We start from the raw sequence: 21,422 nt of genomic DNA on the forward strand, positions 1-21,422 counted from the left end.
GTACGCCGTCTCCTTACCATAATTTGGTCTCGCCTAGCTTTTTGGCTACGGCGTTCGCCGTAATTAACAGCGCGAAGCTAATGACGGCGTTAAATAATCCGACCGCCGCGCTGTAGCTGAAGTTCGATTCGATGATACCTTTCCGGTAAACGTAAGTTTGGATCACGTCTGCCGTTTCATAAATGACGGGATTGTACATCAGTACGATCTTCTCGAAGCTTACGGTCATGAATTTCCCGATAAACAGAATCAGCATAATAGTGACCGTAGGCATAATGCCTGGAAGCGTGACGTGCCGCATTTGCTTCCATCGATTAGCGCCGTCCATTCTCGCAGCTTCATATAGCGTTGGATTAACGTTACTGATCGCAGCCAAATAAACGATTGATCCCCAGCCAATATTTTGCCAGATGTCCGAGGAAATATAGAGCGTCCTGAACCAAGCTGGCGATCTCATGAATGAAATGGGCTCTATGCCGACAAAGGCCAACAAACTGTTAATTAGTCCGTCTCTCGCCAAAAAATCGAATAAAATGCCTACGATAACGACAAGCGAAATGAAATGCGGCATGTAGGAGATCGTCTGTACGGTCTTCCGAAGCTTCCCGCTCCGAAGCTCATTCAACAGTAAAGCTAGAACGATGCCGGCAGGAAAACAAAAGATTAGACTATATAAGCTTAGCAGCAGTGTGTTTCCTAGAATTCGCCAGAAAAAAAAGCTGCCAAAAAAATCCTCGAAATGTTTAAAACCTACCCAGGGACTTCCGGTCATTCCGCGGTTCGGCATAAAATCCTTGAACGCGATTTGAATGCCATACATCGGTCCATAATGAAAGATTGCATAATAGACAACGATGGGAAGGAGCATCAAATAGATCATCCGATTTTTTCTCAAATCGCGGAGCAGTCTCGACAGGAAGCGCTCATTTTGCTGAAATCGTTCTTGATTGCTGTGCTGTAACGGCAAGGATGTATGGCTTATTTTGGACACTTGTAATCCTCCCTTTAAAGAAGAAAGCCGAAGGTCCAGCCCCCGGCTTCCTCGAATGAAGCATTAACGGTTGTTGTAACGATCAAGCGCAGCCTGCTGAATGGAGATAGCTTCCTCAATGCCGAAGCTTCTCAGCGTATCCGCATAGTTCTTCAGGTTCTCAAGCGGTTCCACGCCCATGATGAATTTAACGAGCATCTCTTCGGAATAAGTATTGATATCGTTCATAATGGAGCCCAGCTTGCTGCTTTCTTCCGCCGTCAAAGTGATCGGCGGCATTTGAATCTTGTTTTCTGCTTTTCCCCAAATTTCAATAGCTTCCAGCTGTTGTGGAAACTTCATCTGTTGAAGGAATCCGCTTACGTCCTGAATGAATGGACCTCCAAAGTGGCTGCGCATATACCTTGCCTGTGCTTGTTTGAATGCCAGTCCTTCCGGATTTTTCGTAATGATCTCTTTATACTTCGGAGCACCGTCCACCATTTCATAGCTTTCGCCTTCGACCCCGAAGTTGTAAAGCATGCTTCCTTGTTCTGAATAGCCAAGGTCAAACCACTTCACGATTTCCTCAGGGTGTTTCGCAGCTGTCGTAATGGCAGCCACATGATCGCCCGGATAGGTCGGACTGATCTGTCCCGCCGCGGAAAGCTTCCCTTTTTCTCTTGAAGGGTTAAGAGTCGGCTTTAGCTCAAATGTCGGATGGTCTTTGACAAGATCCATGTATTTGCCTAAGCTGCCGCTAGAATATCCATAGAACGCGCCGAGTTTATGGCCGGTTACGTTCGCATCCTTAAGCTTGCCGTCTACAGCTGCAAAGTCCGGATCTATTAATCCTTTCTTGTACCAATCATTCATCGTAGCAACGAAATTTTCAAATTCAGGCTCGATTTCACCGTATTTTACTTTTCCGTCAACCTGGAAAAATTGCAGCAGTATATCCCAAGCCCCGATTAAAGAGTTCGCATTTCCGTCACGCACCTGCCCTACCTCAAGAAGGAACGGGATCTCATCCTTTTGGCCGTTTTCATTCGGATCGCCATCGCGGAAAGCGGTCAATACCTTCTCCCACTCCTCTATCGTAGTTGGAGCTTCAAGTCCTACTTTTTGCAGCCAATCCGCCCTCATCATCGGTCCGAAAAACACCTTTTGCCGATCATCCATACGAATAAATGGGAAACCGTAAATATCGCCGTCGTCTGTTACGATCATATTGGCGACATCCGGGTGCTCGTCAAGAAACTTCTGGAAATTCGGTGCATGCTCCTTAATTAAATCGTTTAACCGGAGCAGCGTCCCTTCCTTAATGGCATTCTGCGGACCCCGGGGAACCTTCAACCAGCCGGTTTGAATGACATCCGGCAAATTATTGGAAGCTATCAACAGATTGAATTGTTCTTTTACTTGATTTGAATCTCCGCCAGGATGTTTGAATTCCACTTTCGTACCCGTTATTTTCTCGAACTCTTTATAAGCGCCAACCTCGTTGAAATTAGACATCGTCACCATAGAGTCGCCATCGAGCTCAACCCAATAAGAGAACGATTGAGGATAACCGACCTCCGTCCCTGCAGCCGCTTGGCCGTTCCCGTTCGTTTCTCCGCCGCCGGAATTGCTTTCCCCGCTTCCTCCGTTGTTTCCGGAGCAGCCGGCGATCATTACCGTTGTAATAAGCCCCGCTGCCATCCATTTCGAAAATCGTTTTACCTTTACCTTGTTCAATCTGTGTACCCTCCCTATTAATAAAAAAATGATAGAGAAGCTTGGCAGTACACCGAATCGTATACGGCCAGCCCCCTTGCCATCACATTAACTCTCGCCGCTTACAAAGAAAACAATGCGCTCTCAAGGCGCATTGTTCCGATTCAAGATTTGCGGTTGTTCAATATCAAGATCGATTGGCCAAAATATATATCGGCCTAGTTTTCATGGTCGGCTGCCCGATTTTTGCGTATCTGCTCACGATAAATGCCCGGCGTAATGCCTTCCAGTTTTTTGAATACCTTAGTCAGCGCCATATTGTTCGAATAGCCCACAAGCTGGGCAATCTCATTCACGGTCAACTCCTCGGCCAGCAGACGCTTCGTGTGATCGATGCGAACCCGTGTCGTAAAATCGTTCAGGTTCTCCCCGCCGTACTTCTTAAAGAACGCCGAAACATATACAGGATTGAGATTAAAATGATCGGCGATCATCGTCAGATTCAAGTTATTGTCTGCGTAATGCTTCTCTACAAATGCTTTTACGTTTTGATACAAGGCTTCGTTATGGTCAGTCCGACTTTCACGTACCTCCTCGCATATTTTGAAAAATATATTTTTTACCCTTTCATGCATTTGAGATGCTGTTGCAACTTCCATGATGTATTTCGTAGGATCGCCATCTCCAGGGAAAAAGGTTCGATAATCGAGCCGAAGAGCATCCAGTGTTTTGAGCAACGTGTTCAGCAACCCCATGAACAAGAAGTACGCCATATCCGGAGTTAGTTGACTCCCATGAAAATTAATCTGATAAATCTGGTCGAGCAGCCTGAGCATGTTGTCTGTATCGCCGTTCTTCGTATAATTCATCAACTGAAGCTCCAGATCCAGCGGATAACGGAAGGTCGTCGTATCCAATCGCTGCAGCTCATCGTAAAAAAGAACCGAGTGGGAGCCATTGATCATCTTGTAGCTAACGGCAAGCATCGCCTCATCATGACATTGGCTGATGCCAGTCAGTCCTTGATGCCATCTGCTGACGCCAACCGTAATCCACGTTTTAAACTTATTACGCATGAGGTCCATAAGCTCTGAAATATATTCTCTTAAAGCTTGATTCGCTTCCTCAGGGCCACGGCCTTCATTGACCAAAATCAGTACCCTATTTTTTGCTAATTCCAAAAAATAGCTTCGATTGTGCAGCATTTCGTTACTAAGATTACTCATGACAAAACGAATCAAGGCCCATTCCCGTTCGTTGTCCTCCGTCATAAATTGACTTCCATCATCAATGTCGATGATGAGTACGGCAAACAAATCGGAATCGAATTTGAGTCCCATAAAGTCGATATCCTGTTCGGTAATCGATCGTACATCGACTTGACCGCGAACAAGCCTAGACAAGAAGTCCGTACGGATAATCGGCAATTGCTGTGACAGCTTGTTCTTAAGCTGATACTCTTTGCCAAACAAAGAATCGACCGTATCTTTTATGAAAGCCAGCTCGTTCATTTCGGGAGAATCGGCCCCCGACCTGCCCCTTATCATGCGGATCACTTCACGAATCGGATTATAATGGCGTCTCGTCATGTACACGCAGGCTAGCAAGCCTCCAAGAAGACAGATAAGAACGGTTATGATACTCCATTTTTTCACCGTATTGACTTGCTCCAGCACAACTTTTTTAGGGAAAGCCGACACATAAGTCCAGCCGTTCTGATCGGAACGGGTATAGGCGACGAATAACTCTTCACCCTCTGTTTGATATAAGAATCCTTTGCCGCCAGAGGTTAAGCGCTGCTTGAGCTCATCGATCGGCACCCCGGCCTTATCCTGATTCGGTCCCACAATGACATTCATTTGTTCATTCATGATATAGATCGATCCATTATGCAAGCCTTCCGTTTCTTGCAAAGCTTCACGAATTTGTTCATCGTCAATGAGGATAGAGATACTCCCCAATATTTGGTTTTTCTCCCCGTAAGGCAACGATTGCTCATAGGATATGATGTTTTTCTCCTTAACCTTGGTAATGGTTATCTGGGCGGGAGAGTAGGTTTTGTAGTGCTTTCCTAGCAGATGGTTCTCTTTGTATTCCTCGTAAGACATATCGTCATATGTATAAATATTGTCATAAAAATTTTTTGAGTCCGTTTTCAAAGTTGGCGTTAGAATGGTATCGCTTTCACTAAAATAAACATAAAAATCAAAGATCATTTTATTGCTCGTGCTGTATCTGGACAGCTCCTTCATAAATTCGATGAATGCATATTGGTTACGCGCAGACAGCGGTCCCTTGCCTTCGTTCATCAGCATCTGCTGTTTGGGGTTGAATGCAACTTGCCTCATCAAATAATCAATTTCTTTTGTCCTGGTGTTCATCAAATGTTTAATTTGTTCAAGCATCGCAGCATTAGAACGGTATGCGTTATCGATCATGATTTGCTCGATCCTTACATAGCCATAGCTGCCAATAATGACGGGAATGAGAAAAACCGCTAAGTATGAAACGAGCAGCGTTACAAATACACTCCGTTTGCGAATGATCCCTTTGCGTAAGCCTGTAATATTATCCATATTCGACTCCTTTAACTAGATAAACGAAACATTCTTACTATACCTCAACTCCCATTCGAACGAAACAAAAAAAAGTCGCCGAATCATATCCGACGACTGACATCTTTAAATGAACTATTTCAGCAAACTAACAAGTTCCTCCAAATTTTGAGATGCGCCTATTGGGTAATACATTTTGATACGGAAATCTTTATCAAGCGTATATACTTGATCATTTTTGACTGCCTTAAGATTTTTCCAAATCGCGCTTTCTTTATATTCTTCGGAATAATAGCTATTGCTGACAAACAACACATCCGGATCGAGACTCGCCAACCCTTCAAGCGTTAGCTCCCCTCCGTCATCTGTCAGTCCCGGCGTAGGTTCCAATCCTATCGTTTGATATAAAAACGGACCAACATCATTACTTGTCTTAGTTCCCCATACCCAAAAGTTATTCTCATTTGGGTTAATGTAAGTCACGTTTTTGCCTTCAAGAGCAGCTTTCAACTTTTCCTTTACCTCTGCCTCGCGCTTATTATATTTATCAATAAAATCTTTTGCTTCATTCTCTTTGCCAAGCGCCTGACCGATGACCATATGAACTTCTTGCCAGCTCATCGTTGTAAAATCAATCGTAAGTACTGGCGCTACTTTGCTAAGATCCTTATATTTTTCCTCATCGTAATCATATTTAGTGCTAATTATCAAGTCCGGCTGCAGTGAAATCATCTTTTCAAAGTTAAACGCGTTATAATCGCCGACTAATTCGACATCCTTCAATTGTTCACCTAAATAATCGAAGTGACCATCCTCGTCGTCTGGATTACGGTGTGATCCAAGCGGAGTCAAACCTAGCGCCAATACGTTGTCTTCGTAATTTGTCGTAACGATTCGTTTGGGTTCCGTCTTCACTTCTATCTCCCCGTAACCACCCATTACCTTGCGTGGAAATTTATCTTTATTAGAGTCGTTTGACTCAGAAGAAGACGTAATATCCTCATTATGTTGATTATTGATATTTTCTCCGCCCGAGCAGCCTGCAATTACAATTGAGATACCTACTACTAGTATGAACATCTTGCTTTTTAAACGCATAACCATTACCCCTGTTCTAGTTTATTTAAGTTGAGAATAATTATCAACCTTATAGAATTGTATTCATCTTATAGCTTCTCATCTACCACTGGGCGGAGAAATCGGACGCTATACGAAGAAAATCAATCAAAAAAATAAAAGCAGCTATCTAAAAATAGCTGCTAGGAACGAAATCCATTTATATATTCTCCGGGATTGACACCGTACTTATTACGGAACGCTCTCGCGAAATAACTTGGATTATTATATCCCACCGCACATGATGCCTCATTTACGTTCAGTCCCTCATGACTCATGAGTTTAAGCGCCATTTCTAATCGACGATCACGTAAGTAACCGAATACAGTAGTCCCGTAAAGTTCTCTAAATCCTTTTTTTAGCTTCCAATCGTTTATTCCTACTGCTTGCGCAATCGCTAGCAAAGAGGGGGGTTGCTCCATCTGGCTGACCAACAATTGCCCCGCTTGATGGATTTTTTCTTTATCCTCCCTCCTCAATCTCAAGCTTGTTTCATGAACTGCATTTCTACTATTCATGGGCCATTGTTCTGCACATACGGCCATTAATTCAAGCGATTTGCCTTCTAAGAATAAAGCCCTGGTCTGGGATTCAAACGGACATTCTATGATTTGACGCAATATTGACAATATGGCCGGAGAGCATCGATATTCGCTGGCATTGAAGGGATTTTTATCAAATTCCATGAGCAACTCCTCCCGTAATTCAAAGCCGCCGAACAACATCGCGTAGCTCTCCCATACGATAGGATCTAGCATCAGCTCCACCTTACACGAGCGTTTCCCCCCAAGTAGATCAACGATTCCTTCAACCTGGTTGCTAAGCAACATGAATCCATGTCCTGCACGCTCTGGGGTCTTAGCGTAATAACCCGGGACTGTATTGCTAACTCCGCCCTCTATACAGAAACTAAGCTCAAGACATGATCCTTCCGATTTAGATTGAATCTGCAGTGAGTCGCCAAAAGTAAGATCACTGACAACAAGCTCCATACCTTCGCGCAGCCGTAGATGCCGAATAATGCCTGATGCACCATGTGAGCTGTTCTCAAATCGATATAGGGTTTCTTTGTTGTCATCTAACGATAACCTTTCGCTGAATTGATCCAGCCAATCAACGCTACTGGTAATAAAATTATCTATACCAATCTCCCCATTTCTTACTGACAAAACCATATCAATTTAAATTTATTGATAATCATTATCAATGTAAAACATCATATAATACCGATATATTTAAGTCAATGAAGCAAGTCATTAACTAAAGATTCCTTTTCCGTTTTGAACAGCGTATACTTCTATCCATGTTGATAGTATTTATTTCTATGAATAAAGGAGTGTGACCCATTTATGAAGTTATTTATTATTGGAGCAACAGGCAAAACAGGTCAAATTGTAACTCGGATGGCTCTTCGTAACGGTCATGACGTTACGGCTTTCGTCCGCTCTCCGGATAAAATGGAATCTCACAATCATTTGACAGTCGTCAAAGGGAATGTTGCATCGCAGATGGAGTTGTCCGCTTGCATAGCCGGACATGACGCTGTCATCAGTTGTTTGGGTACGGAAGGCATGGGCCCGTCTACTTTTCTTACAGAAGTTGCAGCGGCATTAACTCCAGCAATGAGAGACAATGGCATTCAGCGTATCGCATATGTCGCCTCGGCAGGGATCCATGGAGAAATTGATGGATTAGTTGGCAAACTGATTATGTATATGCTTCGCCATGTTCTCAAAGATCACGCGAATGCCGTGACAACACTGCGCGATGGAGGCTTATCGTACACCATTGCTCGCCCGATGGGGTTACAGGACAAGGCGGGCAAAGGCACTTGGCGATCCGCTTACGAAGGTCTGCCACCCAAGCCTAGCCGCAGTATTTCACGCGATGATGTTGCCGCTTTTCTCCTGGATGCAATCGAAAACGGCCGACATGAACGGGAATCCGTTGCCATCGCTTATTAGTAAGCTCGGTCGATTGTAACGGTGCGCGATTTAAACATAGGCTACCAATTAAGTCGGTAGCCTTTTGACGTTGCATTCAGATTAACGGCCTCTATTTAAATCGTAAAAGCCTCATGCTATTTAAAATAACTAATACAGCAGCTCCTGTATCGCTCAGTACAGCCAGCCATAACGTCAGCCAGCCAGGGAAAATTAAAGTCAAGGCTATCCCTTTAATCAGAATCGAAAACCAGATGTTTTGCTTAATTATTCGCATTGCTTTTCTGCTAAGTTTGATCGTGTGCGGCAACTTCTCCAAATGATCGGCCATGAGTACGACATCTGCAGTTTCCATTGCTGTATCCGTACCGGCGCCCCCCATGGCAATACCAAGATCAGATGTTGCTAGTGCAGGAGCATCGTTTATTCCATCGCCGACCATGGCCACAATATGTCCTTCATATTGAAGTTTCTTAATTGCAGACACTTTATCTTCTGGCATCATTTCCGCGAAATATCGAGAAACATTCGCTTGGAAGGCTATTTTTTGGGCAGTCCCTTCATTATCTCCAGTTAACATCACGACTTCTTTCAGACCTATATTTTGAAGTCCTGTTAAAGCTGTTAACGTTGTCCCTCGAATTGAATCCGACACAGCAATAATACCTTTTATCGTATCCGTCGTTCCGATGATGATTAGTGTGTGGCCGCTGCTCTGGAGCTGTTCCACCTGTTCTTCAATAGGAGAAATAGGGATCTCTAAATCTTTAAACAACTTTAGATTTCCGGCAAAATACTCAACTCCAGAGATTTGACCCTGAACTCCCTTCCCGACAATATTGTTGAATTGCCCTCCGGTTTGAATAGATACACCTTTGTCTTTGGCATACCGAACGATGGTTTGTGCAATGGGATGGGACGAACTCTCTTCTAGCGTTCTAGCGATAGATAACAATTCATTTTCTTCAATTCCATACGTGATGATGCTCGTTACTTTAGGTTTGCCTTCGGTCAGTGTTCCTGTTTTGTCAAAAGCGATGGAGCTTAATCTTCCGGCTGTTTCAAGGGACGTCCCTCCCTTAATCAGTACCCCATTTTTCGCCGCGTTGCCAATAGCGGATACGATCGCTACAGGAGTTGATATGACCAGCGCGCAAGGGCATGCCACAACGAGCAATTCTAACCCGCGATAAAACCATTCTGACCATGATCCCATCCCGAAAATCGGTGGCAATACAATCGTCGCTAAGGCAAGAACAAAGACTATTGGTGTATATACCTTTGCAAATTTGTCTACAAAGGCTTGTGCAGGAGCTTTCTGCTCTTGCGCCTCTTCGACTAGGTGAATAATGTTGGCGATGGCCGTGTCTTCAACATGTTTTGTTATCTTAACATCCAAGGTGCCATGTTCGTTAATTGTACCTGCATATACAGTATCCCCTACCTGTTTCTCGACAGGAATTGATTCACCGGTTATAGGCGCTTGATTAACCGTTGACACTCCGGAGACAACTTCGCCATCTAGAGCTACCCTATCGCCAGGCCTCACGATAATAATTTCGCCTAACTGTATCTCATCGACTGGTACTTGAAATAGTTCATCATTGCGTTTTACCCACGCAATTGGAGGTGCCAAATCGAGCAAGCTTCTAATCGAATTTCTCGTTCGTTCGATAGAACTTGTTTGCAGCGCATTCCCCAATGCAAAAAGCCAAACAACAGTAGCCCCTTCCAACCACTCACCAATTAGTACAGCACCTATTGCAGCTATTGTCATAAGAACGTTCATATCTAACGATCGGCTTTGAACAGCGTAAAATGCACTTCTAGCTGGTTTGTAGCCGCCAATGGCAACTGAAGATGCATACAGTATCGTACTTAGCATCGAGTCGATATTTAATTGACTATTTATGAATCCAAGTAGAAGTAGAACCCCAGATAAAATCATTGCAGGTTGGTGATTTTGTCGCTGTTCTATGGCCGTGGATCTATTTTTTGATGAAAGTGTAGCCTTGTAGCCTGTTTTACCAACTTCCTTAATAATATCCTCAATACTATTTTCATGCTCGATGTGCATTTTTGCTGTAGAAAAGTTTACAGTGACGTTTTTGACACTTGGATTCTGTCTTAAATGATTTTCAAGAGTAAGAGCACAGGAACTGCAATCCATGCCTTGAATAAAGTAAGTTTTGAAATTCTGCTTAAGTTCAACCTGATTAATTGAGAATCCTAACTTTTCTACCGTTCCAGAAGATGCACAACACTTGTCCTCGCAGACTGAGACATCGGTTGATTCCTGTTTCGATACCGGCATGACTATTAGCTCTTTTTTGAACTTAAGTTCTTTACCTGACACGACAATCACTCCTCAACCTTTTCGAAATGTCGGTCACAACAGGCTACTTCTGTTTGGACTTCCGCAAACACATCATCAATCATGGTTAGGAGAAGTCTAATTTTCTCGTTGCTTAAACTGTAATAGATATACTTTCCGTGCTGCCTATTCGTGATGAGCCCACATTCCTTGAGACAAGCTAAATGTTGGGAAACGCTCGATTGACTTGCCTGGACTTCCTCGATGATTTGAGTTACGGTCTTCTCCGAATTCTGAATACATTCAAGAATTTGAATGCGCGTCTTATCTCCAAACCCGCGAATAAACTTCACTTTTGTATTTAACAGGTCTTGATTCATATTTACCTCCGTCATATTACTCTGTCCTAATATGTATTATACTCCATCATATTAGAATATGTTAATATGAAATTCACTTAGATTCAAAAATAAAAAAAGCCGCGAGATTACGCGACTTTTTTAGCTCTTCGCTCAAATAGAGTCTCGATTATGCCGGTGGAATACTCTGAGGATTATTAAATACATTTGTCGGATCATACTTAGCTTTAACTCTACGGAGTCTAGGATAGTTCTTGCCATAATAAACAGGTCCGGAACATTTAATACCTTGGTCTGGTACGTTTATATAGGAGCCAACGATATATGACTGCAGCTTCTTCCTGGTATTCCGAGCTAACGCAATATTTCTTGCAGCATGAGACGGATTAACCCATGAGCTGTTCCACTCTACATAGAATTGCGGTTTACGCCAATAGAAAGCGGTGGCTTTCGGTGCGATACGCCTAATAGCTCCGCCCCAGTTGAGGAAGAAGAAGCCTGCCGGAGTACCGCCCTCAGCTTTTTCCAAAAACTCGCGCATAACTTTATAGGCTTTATCCGGGAAAGGGCGATTGCCGAAGCCGCTGGAGAACTGGTTGCTGAATTTTTGAGAAAGCACCGGATCGGGAGCTAACAAAAATTTCGTTGCTTGCAGGTAGGGCAGCAGCTTGATCGTTTTTTGCGTAGGCGTTCCAACGCTTAGAATGGGCTCTAAAAACCGTAAAGCCTCTGTTTTAGAACCGAGATACAGTCCTAGCATGCTGACATTGCCGCCTTTTTTTGGACCGACGGATAACTCGCTGCCCAATTTGGTGCTAGTGGAAGGAGCCCATTGCTGCCATTTCTTCACTACGGCTTCGAACTGATTCCATGGCCATGTAATGTTAAATACGGTAGCTTTGACTGGTGCACGCAGTACTTTGAATTTATATTTGGTATATACGCCGAAGTTGCCTCCACCGCCACCGCGGGAAGCCCACAGGAGATCGGAGTTGCGTTTTTTATTTGCACGGATTACTTTTCCCTTAGCGTCAACCATTTCGATTTCGAGCAGATTGTCACTAATGAGGCCAGTCGTCCTTTGGATCGGACCAATTCCCCCGCCAAGCGTAATGCCGCCGATTCCAACCGTTGGACTGTCACCAAATGGTGCGATAAATCCTTTACGTGCCAACGTATCTACGATTCTTCCTACCCGGTTACCGGAACCAACCACAACAGTCCTGCATTTTTTATTCAACTTAATTTTTTTCATTTCGCTAACGTCGATGACAATGCCTCCGTTGACCTGGGAAAGGTTGGTCTCCAGAGCATGTCTTCCGCTTCTAGGCCGAATAGGGACGTTATTTTTGTTGGCCCATTTTATTGCATTTGCTACATCTATTGTTCTTCGAGCAAAAACAAATACTTTCGGAAATCTGTCGGTATGCGGATCCCAATTCTTCCGAGCTGCGTCATATCCCGGATCTCCCTTAAATATCACTCGTCCAGTAAGCTTCGTTAATGATTTCACGTATCCAACTCCCTATGTTCAAATGAGTGTACATTTCTACAACGAATTAGGCAGATACCATTTATCGTATGAATGGTCTATCAGACAGGTATGGGCTGCTGCTGATATTGTAAAAAAAGCCGCAAACAAATATAATCAATCACTAATATAATCATTTACTTATATAACTAATCACGTATATAATAACTCTGTAGTCAGAAAGCTTGTTACAGAAAGGGGCAAACATTTGCAACCGATTGAGGAAATGTCCGATAACCTTAAGCTTCTCTCAGATAAAACAAGGTTGACAATTATGGCGCTTCTAAGGCACCGGGAGATGTGTGTCTGTGATATCGTAGAGATTTTAGAAACAACCCAGCCGAACATTAGCCAACATCTAAAAAAACTTAGAATCGGCGGTCTAATTAACGAGGAACGCCGAAGTCAGTGGATTTACTATTCATTGAACTTAGATGACAAAGATTATTTGAAGCAGATAATCGATCAACTTCCATCAATGCAAGAGAAAATCAATGCAGTAAAAGGCTGTACGTAAACCAGGAGGCATTATGCTGGCAATTGCATCAATTATTTTTTTAGTAACGTTAGTGTTCGTTATTTGGCAGCCAAAAGGTCTTAATATTGGCTGGTCCGCTTGTGGCGGTGCAGTAATTGCACTTATCTTTGGTGTCGTAGATTTTCATGATGTCTGGGATGTAACGCAAATCGTATGGAACGCAACCCTTGCGTTTGTTGCGGTTATTCTAATATCTCTCATTCTCGATGAGATCGGTTTCTTTGAATGGGCCGCGCTTCACATGGCTAGAGCTGCCAAAGGAAAAGGTATTTTAATGTTTGTATACGTCATTCTATTAGGTGCGGCGGTTGCTGCTTTCTTCGCTAACGACGGTGCTGCTCTTATCTTAACGCCTATTGTACTGGCCATGGTCCGGGCGTTGAAATTTGATGATCGAATGATTCTTCCTTTTATCATGGCAAGCGGTTTTATTTCTGATACCGCCTCCCTTCCGCTAGTCGTCAGTAACTTGGTTAATATCGTGTCATCTGACTTTTTCGGAATAGGATTTGCGGAATATGCCAGTCGTATGATTGTCCCTACTCTCTTTTCTGTCACGGCAAGTTTACTTGTACTCTTCCTCTTCTATCGGAGAAGTTTACCTAAACAATATGACTTGGCACAATTAAAGAAACCGGTTGATGCGATTAAGGACATGCGCCTGTTTAAGAATTCATGGTTTATTCTCGCCGTTCTTCTCATCGCTTATTTAACAAGCGAGTTTATTCGTATACCGGTATCGATCATAGCTGGTGTTGCAGCCATCATCTTCTTGGTGCTTGCTCGTCAAAGCAGGGAGATCCATACCTGGAAGCTTGTAAAAGGTGCGCCATGGGCAGTAGTTACATTCTCCATTGGAATGTATGTCGTTGTTTATGGACTTAGAAATGTTGGACTGACAGATGAACTTGGCGATGTATTTAAATGGGTCGGCGATCAAGGCTTATTTGCAGCCACAGTAGGATCCGGATTTATAGCCGCTATCCTCTCATCGATTATGAATAACATGCCGACAGTCATGATTAATGCGCTTGCCATTCATAATACGAACTCTACGGGAGTCATTCATGAAGCTTTCGTGTATGCGAATGTCATTGGATCTGACTTAGGTCCAAAGATTACCCCTATCGGTTCGCTTGCTACCTTGCTTTGGTTGCACGTATTGTCCAGTAAGGGGGTCAAGATTTCCTGGGGAGCATACTTTAAAACGGGTATTATCCTAACCGTACCTGTCCTCTTTATTACATTATCCGGGCTTTATCTTTGGCTTAAAGTTGTAGGCTGATGAACATAAAAATTCCATTTCAAAGGGGTCTTTAATAATGTCTAACAAACCACTTGTTTATTTTCTATGTACGGGGAATTCATGTCGGAGTCAAATGGCTGATGGTTTCTTGAACGCCATTGGTGGAGATAAATTCGAAGTCAAAAGTGCTGGACTTGAGGCGCATGGTTTGAATCCGAGAGCAGTTCTAGTCATGAAAGAAGCCGGTCTAGATATTAGCGGTAATAGCTCTAATGTTATTGATCCAGAGATATTGAATCGTGCAACTTATGTCATTACGCTTTGTGGACATGCTGATGAACATTGCCCTGTCATTAGTAATCCAAATGTCACCAAATGGCACTGGGGTTTTGATGACCCAGCCAAAGCGACTGGCACGGAAGAAGAAATCATGGAACAATTCCGTTCTGTCAGAGACGCCATCAAGACTCGGATCGAACAGTTCGTGAGAGATGGGAAGTAGAGTCGTGCTCATTCTCGATCTATTATTCTCCGCAGAATTAAGCCGCTTCGGCACTGGTTCTCGGTCTAACGTTAGCCTTTATCTGAGAGCTTAATCGGACGCTCTGCAATCACTCCTGCCCACACGATGCTGGTGTTTCGAATTTCTCCGTTGTTAGCCCTTCTCATCTTAATGCCGAAGGAGCCGGTACGAATATGCAAATGATCCAGCAGCACTCCGTTGCCTTGAACAAGAATGGCAGACCGCTTACTAACCGTTTCGTCATTGATCGTCAATCCAACCAAAGAAACGTTGTCAGCCATGATTTGAACAGCGGGTTTGGAAGTTGTCTTCCTAACGATGACTTCAGCCTCGGAGCTAGTCTACAGCTTTAGCGATTTATCAATGTTTATCGGGCCGTTATAACTTCCTTCCGGTATAACAATCGTTTCGCCTATATGGGCTTCGTTAATCAGTTGTTGCAAGGACTTAGGACTCTGTCTTTACTATTTCTAACGAATAATAAAATAAAGATAATTAGGATGAAAGCAGTTCCAGCAAGCAACGGAATCGTAATAAATCCTAACCAATCTATGTAATCGACGTTACATGGAACACCATTCGTACAAGGTTTAATCTCATGAAACCCAGGTATCTTTTGTATCGCATAGTGATAGATCGAGATCATTCCCCCGATCATACTTAGAGGTAATACATACTTCTTAATGGTCGTATCCCCTCTATAAGCGGCAATTCCCAGAAGTACGCTTAAAGGATACATGAATATCCTCTGATACCAACAAAGTTCACAAGGAATATATCCTTTAATTTCGCTGAAGTATAAGCTGCCAAATGTTGCAATAATAGAAACGATCCATGCGAAGTAGAGCAAATAGTTCTGAAGGAAAGCTAGCTTCTTACTCATTCTGGACACCGCCGATTTCCGTATCGATCAGTTTTTTTATCTCGTTCAGATCGAACGGATTACTAACCTTAATGCCATTAATAAGCAATGCCGGAGTTTCATTAATTTGATACTTCGTAACAATACCCGTATCAGTGTCGACTTGAGAAGAAGTCGAACGATTGGTTACATCATTGATTAACTTTGCAATATCGATCTTCGTCGGAATTGATTGCGCTATCTTCGCAATCTCTTCAATGGTTATCCACGTTGTATTATGCTCTGATGTCGGTTGTGCTGCGAACATTGCCTCATTAAATTCCCAGAAAGCGTCTTTATTTTGCAACAGCACGGCTTCACCAGCAAGTGCGCCTAATGTCGATTCCTCTCCATGAAATAAAGTATTAATAAAGGCGAGCTTTACAAGTCCCGAGTCCATATATTTCTCTTTCAGTTGCGGATATATTTTTTCACTCCATAGTTTGCAGGATGGACATTTATAATCTCCAAATTCAATCATGGTCACCTCGGCCTGTTCGCTGCCAATGATGGGCTGGTCGACAATTGAAGGCGGGTTGGCAAAACGCTCTGCTTCCTTTTGTCCGCTATTTGCATGACTAATGAAATAGATGATCACGAATAAAGCAACAATGATAGTCGTAAACATAACTGGGACTTTTGCGGGATTAGACTTTTTTGTGGAGACGGTAGAATTAGATTTTAATTTGACTTTAACAGACATGGGTATTCTCCTGTTCTGCGGTATAAAAAATGAGTTCCGCTTTTTGTTGTTTCTCTTCATCCTACAGCATGAAGCTAAATCGCAAATGACTAAAAGGGGCTATTTTCAGAGACATGTTGCACTACCTTGAAAAAATGTTTCCATTTAGTTTCCATTAACCAGTGTGAGGATTATCATATAGTATTCTTTCTGTGCTGACGTCCAAAATATCTCCGTCCACCGAGTCAACGAGGCCTAGCCATTCGGTATGATCTTCACCAGTCACCGTTTCTGTTTGCTGCCGCTGGTGGAGATCAGTCCACCGCTCAATCGTTAGGTCAGAAAGTTAATCTCACTCGATTCGCCGGATTGGCGCACCTTATTTTTTATACTTAATGTTTCGGTCGCATACTAGTAAGCTATAAGGCGTACTACAAAAAGGGGATTTGCCAATTCGGCAAATCCCCTTTTTGCTTTCCTCAAATAAGTTAATGCGGCAGCTCCACCGAAACCTCGCGCCGAGCTTCAGCTGATCGCAACACCCCGTCGATGATAGCTTGTTGGATGAGAATTTGATCGCCAGGAATAGGTGCAGGTCTTGAATCCCGAACCGCTTCAGCGAAATCATGCACTTTTTGATCGAACAGATTCAATTGATGCTGAACCAGCGGGATCGGCGTTGATGTATGGCCGCCGAATTCATCATGATAAAGAGTTATGGATCCGACGGATCCGTCCCACACTCCCGACCAAGGACCAGCACCTGCCGGCGTTACTTTTAACCCCGCATCCGTGCCCAGGAACATCGTCGCTCCGAGCGTATCCATATGCATCGCCCAAGATATTTTGAACTGCAGCACGAGATCGTTCTCGAAACGGACCATCGCCACGCCGAAATCTTCGACTTCAAACTTGCTCGACTCCGGATGATAAAGTGAATTTGTACCGAAATGGTTAGATGTAAACGCGGATACGGTTAGTGGACGAGGATATCCAAGCGTATTTAGCGCCATATCCAGCGAGTAACATCCAATATCGGCCATTGCGCCTGCTCCTGCAAGCTTTTTACTTATGAATGTGCCTCCAGGCATACCTCTGCGACGTCCGCCGCCTGTTTCGACGTAGTAGACGTTACCGAGACGCCCGGATTGCACGATCGTTTGCAGAAGTTTCATATTCGGATCGTAGCGCGGTTGGAAGCCTAACGTAAGCATCTTCCCGCTTTCCTTCGCTGCCTGCGTCATTTCTATTCCTTCTTGAAGCGTGACTGACATCGGTTTTTCAAGCAGAACGTTTTTACCTGCGCGCAAAGAATCGACCGTCGTGATATGATGCGATACGTTCGGAGTGCAAATGCTGACTCCATCCAAATCCATTCGCAACAGCTCGGTGTGGCTGTCGAATGAAGCTGTTTCTTTCAACCCTTCGGCTTCTGCAAACGCGAGCGCCTTACCCGCAATGACGTCTGCCACACCTACAATCTCAACGTACGGCAGCTTTTTATATGCCGATACGTGTGCTCTGGCAATGCCACCAGTTCCGATTATCCCAATACGCAGCTTTTTACTCATTGTCCAATCCTTCTTCCTAAATAATATGTATGAAGTGAACTTTCCATTAATAGCATTACAGATTTAAGATAGCATACAGAAGGGACAAAAGTTAGTTCAGTTTGATGTCATTTGATGTGCAATTTTGCGACAGAGTCGATCCCCTCAATATTTTTTGGGGGTCTGATACTCCATAAGATAATGAAAGAGACTATGACAATGACTAGACATACCCAATAAACGTCACGGATACCGGCAAACTGAGCAATGATACCCCCGCCTAAGTTACCCACTAACCTTCCGATAATAGACCCATTGTAATAAATCGTTGAGGACATTCCCGGTGAATTTGGAAGCAGTTCCGTGAAGTAGCTTAGTCCATTGCCCATAACAATAGCGACAAACACTGCCTGCAGGAGCTGAGCTGCGATAAGCTGCCAGGAGTGCGTTGAAACACTTAATATAATGTTGTAAATGATTGCGATAAAGCAAGCGCCGATTAATAATAAATGGTTCGATAACTTTCTGCCCAAGGCTCCTAGCATAAACATAATGGGAATTTCCAAGCCAGCGCAGATACTAACAACCAGCCCAACGTCTGTATGTGTGCCATGAAGCTCGTTTACAATCAACAATGGCGTGATGATACCGTTTATGGCATTTACCGCAAAAAGAAGAATGAAAGCAAGCAGTGGAAACCAAATCTGTTTACGGTTGATTGAAATGGTGTCAGCACTACCTTGTTTCTTTTTTTGAGCCGTTCTTTTTTTAGGCAGAAATAGCAATACTATAGACGCAATAGTAATAAAAATGGCGGAGGTTCCCAGAAAAAGCCCCTTGTATCCAACCGCTCCTAAAATTATAGTTCCCACTAACGGCCCTACTAGGAATCCAAGAGATACAATTGAACGCAATGTAGACATCGCAAACGTCTTTTCATCGGAATTGCTTTCATTTGCCGATTCCTGAGCATAGGCATAAATCTGAGGCATGGCAGCAGCCCCTAAACCGCTAAAGAAACTAACGATAATAAGCAGAATGATGAAGTTAGCAAACATTAGGTATGAAATATAGCCCAACGCAGATGAAACCGTGGCTAATGTAATTATTAATTTACGGTCCAATTTGCGATCCGAATATTTCCCGATAAAGGTGTTCGCCACAACACCGCTTAATGAACTCACAGCTGTGAATACGCCAAAAGTTCCCGCACTCATTCCCAAATACTCTGTACAATAGAGTGCTAAATATGGCATTGTAATCGAAATTCCGATGCCGATCAACAGTACACAAATAACAAATAAACGATATCCCTTAATTGCAAACAATTTGCTTAGACGTGTGTACACTTTTGCCTCCTTATAAACATTTGTCTCTGACACACATCTAATTATGTAGTAAATGAATAAACGACCGATATACCGTTAGTCCCAAATCTTTGCCTATTCCTCTCATATCCAATAAAGCGTCAAATGCTTACGTTAACGCTTTAAGATGTTTGATATCTTGTATAGGCGGAAATCCGAACATTCTAGAATACTCACGGCTGAATTGGGATGAACTTTCATAACCTACTCGATATGCAACATCAGAAGCATCTGCAGACTCCGTTAATAACAGACGCCGAGCCTCCTGCAGTCTCATTTGTTTTTGATACTGAATAGGACTCATGGCTGTTACATCTTTGAAGTGTCGATGAAACGATGAAATACTCATATTTGCTATTTCGGCAAGCTCCTCGATCCGAAAGGAATGATTGAAATGATTCATGATATGCTCAATCACATCTCTGATTTGGCGGATCGAGCTCTCTTCCATGACAATTCCCTTTAAAATGTCTCCATTCCGACCTTGCAGCACCCTATAAACAATTTCCTCCGTATATAATGGGGCAAGCATAGGAATATCTTCAGGCGTATCTAAAAGACGGGCTAACCTAAGCACCGCATCTAATAGTGACGATTCAATATTGCTAACATACATAGCTCGTTTAGCGCTTTCTTTCGGTATAACTGGAAGTTCGGAGTCATGTAAAACCTTTAAGATTTGACTAGGTGAGAACTCAAGCCTAAGACCTAAATACGGTACATCGGGAGTGGCTTCAGTAACTTGAGTAGTAACCGGCAAATGAACAGATGCTACAAGGTAATCGGCAGGACTATAATTAAAACGTTCCTTTGCCAGCCATACCTCCTTCTCGCCTTGTGCAACCAAACAAAAGGACGGCTTGTATACGCCATGACTTGGCCCAGACGCATTTGAACGGCGCATAAAATATAGAGACGATATAGCCGTTCTCTGAACTCCGTCCACTTCTAGATATCGTTCAATGATATTTGCGAGCTCATTCTGTCTTGTAGTTATTTTAGACATTTGATCATCCCCGTTCCGTTTACTTTATTGTTCGATTATAGTCCATATTTATTTGTTAAATAAGTGGTAGTGAGAGGAATAGGCAAGCATTTGACACGAATGGGATAACGATCGCTTTGTCATATGGTGCATAATAAGGATGTGAAAAACACATAATCATTCATAATACTGGAGGATTTATATGCAAAATGTAACGTTAAACAATGGTGTTGAGATGCCTCTACTCGGATTTGGTGTTTTTCAAATTCAAGATGAAAATGAATGTGAACAAAGCGTTTATGACGCTATTACGGCGGGCTACCGGCTGATTGATACCGCTGCCTCTTATCTAAATGAGGAAGCAGTTGGTAGAGCGATCAAACGTAGTGGTGTGCCAAGAGAGGAATTATTTATCACTACGAAACTTTGGGTACAGGATACCGGTTATGACCGCACGAAAAAGGCATTCGACAATTCACTGAAGCGATTGCAATTGGATTATTTGGATTTGTATCTAATTCATCAGCCATATGGAGATGTATACGGTTCTTGGCGCGCGATGGAAGAATTGTACCGTGAAGGCAAGGTCCGGGCAATTGGAGTCAGCAACTTTCATGAGGATCGTCTGATCGATTTGATTCTCCATAATGAAGTGGCTCCAGCTGTAAATCAGGTTGAAACACACCTTTTCAATCAGCAAATCGAAAATGCGAAGTTTATGAAAGAGCATCATGTTCAGATCGAATCGTGGGCGCCTTTTGCCGAAGGGAAAAATAACTTGTTCCAGAATGAGGTATTGGTACCTATAGCTGAAAAGTACAAAAAATCCGTTGCTCAAGTCGTTTTACGTTGGCTGACACAAAGAGAAATCGTTGTGATTCCAAAGTCGGTTCGTAAAGAAAGAATATTCGAAAATTTCAATGTTTTCGATTTTGAATTAGATCAATCGGATATGGAGTTAATTGCAGCGTTAGATACGAAGCAGAGCCTGTTCTTTTCACATCGCGATCCGGAAATGGTGAAATGGATCGGCAACCGTAAACTCGATATCTGACAAATCGCAAATAAATAGTACACCCCCAAAATCAAATCATTTTGATTTTGGGGGTGTTTTATGTCATGA

At 43.1% G+C, this 21,422-nt stretch carries 19 protein-coding genes; 5 read left to right on the plus strand and 14 right to left on the minus strand.

The features are described from left to right. Window positions 1-13: 13 nt before the first annotated feature. The 5 genes from V8F51_RS15170 to V8F51_RS15190 form a co-directional block, all read right to left on the minus strand. Entirely contained in the window at window positions 14-880 is an 867-nt protein-coding gene (locus V8F51_RS15170; protein ID WP_337101282.1) for an ABC transporter permease, read from the minus strand. A gap of 174 nt (window positions 881-1,054) precedes the next feature. After that, window positions 1,055-2,710, minus strand: a complete 1,656-nt coding sequence (locus V8F51_RS15175; RefSeq protein ID WP_337101128.1) for an ABC transporter substrate-binding protein — start codon at window positions 2,708-2,710, stop codon at window positions 1,055-1,057. Window positions 2,711-2,907: 197 nt separating this feature from the next. After that, entirely contained in the window at window positions 2,908-5,265 is a 2,358-nt protein-coding gene (locus V8F51_RS15180; RefSeq protein ID WP_337101129.1) for a helix-turn-helix domain-containing protein, read from the minus strand. 114 nt (window positions 5,266-5,379) lie between these two features. Continuing rightward, window positions 5,380-6,342, minus strand: coding sequence for an ABC transporter substrate-binding protein (locus tag V8F51_RS15185; protein ID WP_337101130.1), 963 nt, complete (start codon window positions 6,340-6,342; stop codon window positions 5,380-5,382). Window positions 6,343-6,503: 161 nt separating this feature from the next. Further along, on the minus strand, window positions 6,504-7,529 hold the full coding sequence (locus V8F51_RS15190) for a helix-turn-helix transcriptional regulator (protein WP_337101131.1): 1,026 nt from the start codon (window positions 7,527-7,529) through the stop codon (window positions 6,504-6,506). Between the two features lie 180 nt (window positions 7,530-7,709). Here V8F51_RS15190 and V8F51_RS15195 point away from each other — a divergent pair, with 180 nt between their 5' ends. Beyond that, window positions 7,710-8,324 carry an NAD(P)-dependent oxidoreductase gene (locus tag V8F51_RS15195; RefSeq protein ID WP_337101132.1) on the plus strand — a complete coding sequence of 205 codons (615 nt, stop codon included), beginning with the start codon at window positions 7,710-7,712 and terminating at the stop codon, window positions 8,322-8,324. Window positions 8,325-8,415: 91 nt separating this feature from the next. On the opposite strand, the gene V8F51_RS15200 is transcribed toward V8F51_RS15195, so the two are convergent. From V8F51_RS15200 to V8F51_RS15210, 3 genes are all read right to left on the minus strand, one after another. Beyond that, window positions 8,416-10,617 (minus strand): heavy metal translocating P-type ATPase, encoded by a 2,202-nt coding sequence (locus V8F51_RS15200; protein WP_337101283.1) that lies wholly within the window; start codon window positions 10,615-10,617, stop codon window positions 8,416-8,418. Between the two features lie 47 nt (window positions 10,618-10,664). Beyond that, a complete protein-coding gene (locus tag V8F51_RS15205) occupies window positions 10,665-10,997 on the minus strand; it encodes an ArsR/SmtB family transcription factor (RefSeq protein ID WP_337101133.1) in 333 nt (110 codons plus the stop codon). Window positions 10,998-11,145: 148 nt separating this feature from the next. Beyond that, window positions 11,146-12,489, minus strand: coding sequence for an FAD-binding oxidoreductase (locus V8F51_RS15210; RefSeq protein ID WP_337101134.1), 1,344 nt, complete (start codon window positions 12,487-12,489; stop codon window positions 11,146-11,148). A 226-nt stretch (window positions 12,490-12,715) separates the two neighbouring features. Between V8F51_RS15210 and V8F51_RS15215 the strand changes: the two genes are divergently transcribed. Genes V8F51_RS15215 through arsC form a run of 3 tightly spaced genes read left to right on the plus strand, consistent with a single transcriptional unit; the run spans window position 12,716 to window position 14,793 of the window. Continuing rightward, window positions 12,716-13,024, plus strand: a complete 309-nt coding sequence (locus V8F51_RS15215; RefSeq protein WP_337101135.1) for an ArsR/SmtB family transcription factor — start codon at window positions 12,716-12,718, stop codon at window positions 13,022-13,024. Between the two features lie 13 nt (window positions 13,025-13,037). Continuing rightward, complete coding sequence (locus tag V8F51_RS15220) at window positions 13,038-14,330, plus strand: arsenic transporter (protein WP_337101136.1); 1,293 nt, start codon at window positions 13,038-13,040, stop codon at window positions 14,328-14,330. A gap of 37 nt (window positions 14,331-14,367) precedes the next feature. Continuing rightward, window positions 14,368-14,793 carry an arsenate reductase (thioredoxin) gene (gene arsC, locus V8F51_RS15225; protein ID WP_337101137.1) on the plus strand — a complete coding sequence of 142 codons (426 nt, stop codon included), beginning with the start codon at window positions 14,368-14,370 and terminating at the stop codon, window positions 14,791-14,793. Between the two features lie 71 nt (window positions 14,794-14,864). Here the strand turns inward: arsC and V8F51_RS15230 are convergent, their stop codons facing one another. The 6 genes from V8F51_RS15230 to V8F51_RS15255 all read right to left on the minus strand — a co-directional run bounded on the left by V8F51_RS15230 (window position 14,865) and on the right by V8F51_RS15255 (window position 20,320). Next, a complete protein-coding gene (locus V8F51_RS15230; RefSeq protein ID WP_337101138.1) occupies window positions 14,865-15,095 on the minus strand; it encodes a hypothetical protein in 231 nt (76 codons plus the stop codon). A gap of 149 nt (window positions 15,096-15,244) precedes the next feature. Then, on the minus strand, window positions 15,245-15,697 hold the full coding sequence (locus V8F51_RS15235) for a disulfide oxidoreductase (protein WP_337101139.1): 453 nt from the start codon (window positions 15,695-15,697) through the stop codon (window positions 15,245-15,247). Continuing rightward, window positions 15,690-16,418: a DsbA family protein gene (locus V8F51_RS15240; RefSeq protein ID WP_337101140.1), complete on the minus strand. Its 729-nt coding sequence runs from the start codon at window positions 16,416-16,418 to the stop codon at window positions 15,690-15,692. The genes V8F51_RS15235 and V8F51_RS15240 overlap by 8 nt, the downstream gene beginning before the upstream one ends. A 467-nt stretch (window positions 16,419-16,885) precedes the next feature. Further along, the gene (locus tag V8F51_RS15245; RefSeq protein WP_337101141.1) at window positions 16,886-17,968 is read right to left on the minus strand and encodes a Gfo/Idh/MocA family protein; all 1,083 of its coding nucleotides are present in this window, start codon (window positions 17,966-17,968) and stop codon (window positions 16,886-16,888) included. 107 nt (window positions 17,969-18,075) lie between these two features. Further along, on the minus strand, window positions 18,076-19,296 hold the full coding sequence (locus tag V8F51_RS15250) for a sugar efflux transporter (protein ID WP_337101142.1): 1,221 nt from the start codon (window positions 19,294-19,296) through the stop codon (window positions 18,076-18,078). A gap of 127 nt (window positions 19,297-19,423) precedes the next feature. Next, entirely contained in the window at window positions 19,424-20,320 is an 897-nt protein-coding gene (locus V8F51_RS15255) for an AraC family transcriptional regulator (RefSeq protein ID WP_337101143.1), read from the minus strand. A 181-nt stretch (window positions 20,321-20,501) separates the two neighbouring features. Here V8F51_RS15255 and V8F51_RS15260 point away from each other — a divergent pair, with 181 nt between their 5' ends. Continuing rightward, complete coding sequence (locus V8F51_RS15260) at window positions 20,502-21,353, plus strand: aldo/keto reductase (protein WP_337101144.1); 852 nt, start codon at window positions 20,502-20,504, stop codon at window positions 21,351-21,353. Window positions 21,354-21,422: the final 69 nt, after the last annotated feature.

The organism is Paenibacillus sp. YIM B09110, from assembly GCF_037167145.1.
In the GTDB taxonomy this organism is placed as follows: domain Bacteria; phylum Bacillota; class Bacilli; order Paenibacillales; family Paenibacillaceae; genus Pristimantibacillus.

Excerpts from the sequence above, each read along its gene's own strand:
- V8F51_RS15170 (WP_337101282.1), bottom strand. The coding sequence starts at position 880 with ATGATCTATTTGATGCTCCTTCCCATCGTTGTCTATTATGCAATCTTT.
- V8F51_RS15180 (WP_337101129.1), bottom strand. The coding sequence starts at position 5,265 with ATGGATAATATTACAGGCTTACGCAAAGGGATCATTCGCAAACGGAGT.
- V8F51_RS15185 (WP_337101130.1), bottom strand. The coding sequence starts at position 6,342 with ATGCGTTTAAAAAGCAAGATGTTCATACTAGTAGTAGGTATCTCAATT.
- V8F51_RS15195 (WP_337101132.1), top strand. The coding sequence starts at position 7,710 with ATGAAGTTATTTATTATTGGAGCAACAGGCAAAACAGGTCAAATTGTA.
- V8F51_RS15200 (WP_337101283.1), bottom strand. The coding sequence starts at position 10,617 with ATGCCGGTATCGAAACAGGAATCAACCGATGTCTCAGTCTGCGAGGAC.
- V8F51_RS15205 (WP_337101133.1), bottom strand. The coding sequence starts at position 10,997 with ATGAATCAAGACCTGTTAAATACAAAAGTGAAGTTTATTCGCGGGTTT.
- V8F51_RS15220 (WP_337101136.1), top strand. The coding sequence starts at position 13,038 with ATGCTGGCAATTGCATCAATTATTTTTTTAGTAACGTTAGTGTTCGTT.
- arsC (WP_337101137.1), top strand. The coding sequence starts at position 14,368 with ATGTCTAACAAACCACTTGTTTATTTTCTATGTACGGGGAATTCATGT.
- V8F51_RS15230 (WP_337101138.1), bottom strand. The coding sequence starts at position 15,095 with ATGGCTGACAACGTTTCTTTGGTTGGATTGACGATCAATGACGAAACG.
- V8F51_RS15235 (WP_337101139.1), bottom strand. The coding sequence starts at position 15,697 with ATGAGTAAGAAGCTAGCTTTCCTTCAGAACTATTTGCTCTACTTCGCA.
- V8F51_RS15240 (WP_337101140.1), bottom strand. The coding sequence starts at position 16,418 with ATGTCTGTTAAAGTCAAATTAAAATCTAATTCTACCGTCTCCACAAAA.
- V8F51_RS15245 (WP_337101141.1), bottom strand. The coding sequence starts at position 17,968 with ATGAGTAAAAAGCTGCGTATTGGGATAATCGGAACTGGTGGCATTGCC.
- V8F51_RS15255 (WP_337101143.1), bottom strand. The coding sequence starts at position 20,320 with ATGTCTAAAATAACTACAAGACAGAATGAGCTCGCAAATATCATTGAA.
- V8F51_RS15260 (WP_337101144.1), top strand. The coding sequence starts at position 20,502 with ATGCAAAATGTAACGTTAAACAATGGTGTTGAGATGCCTCTACTCGGA.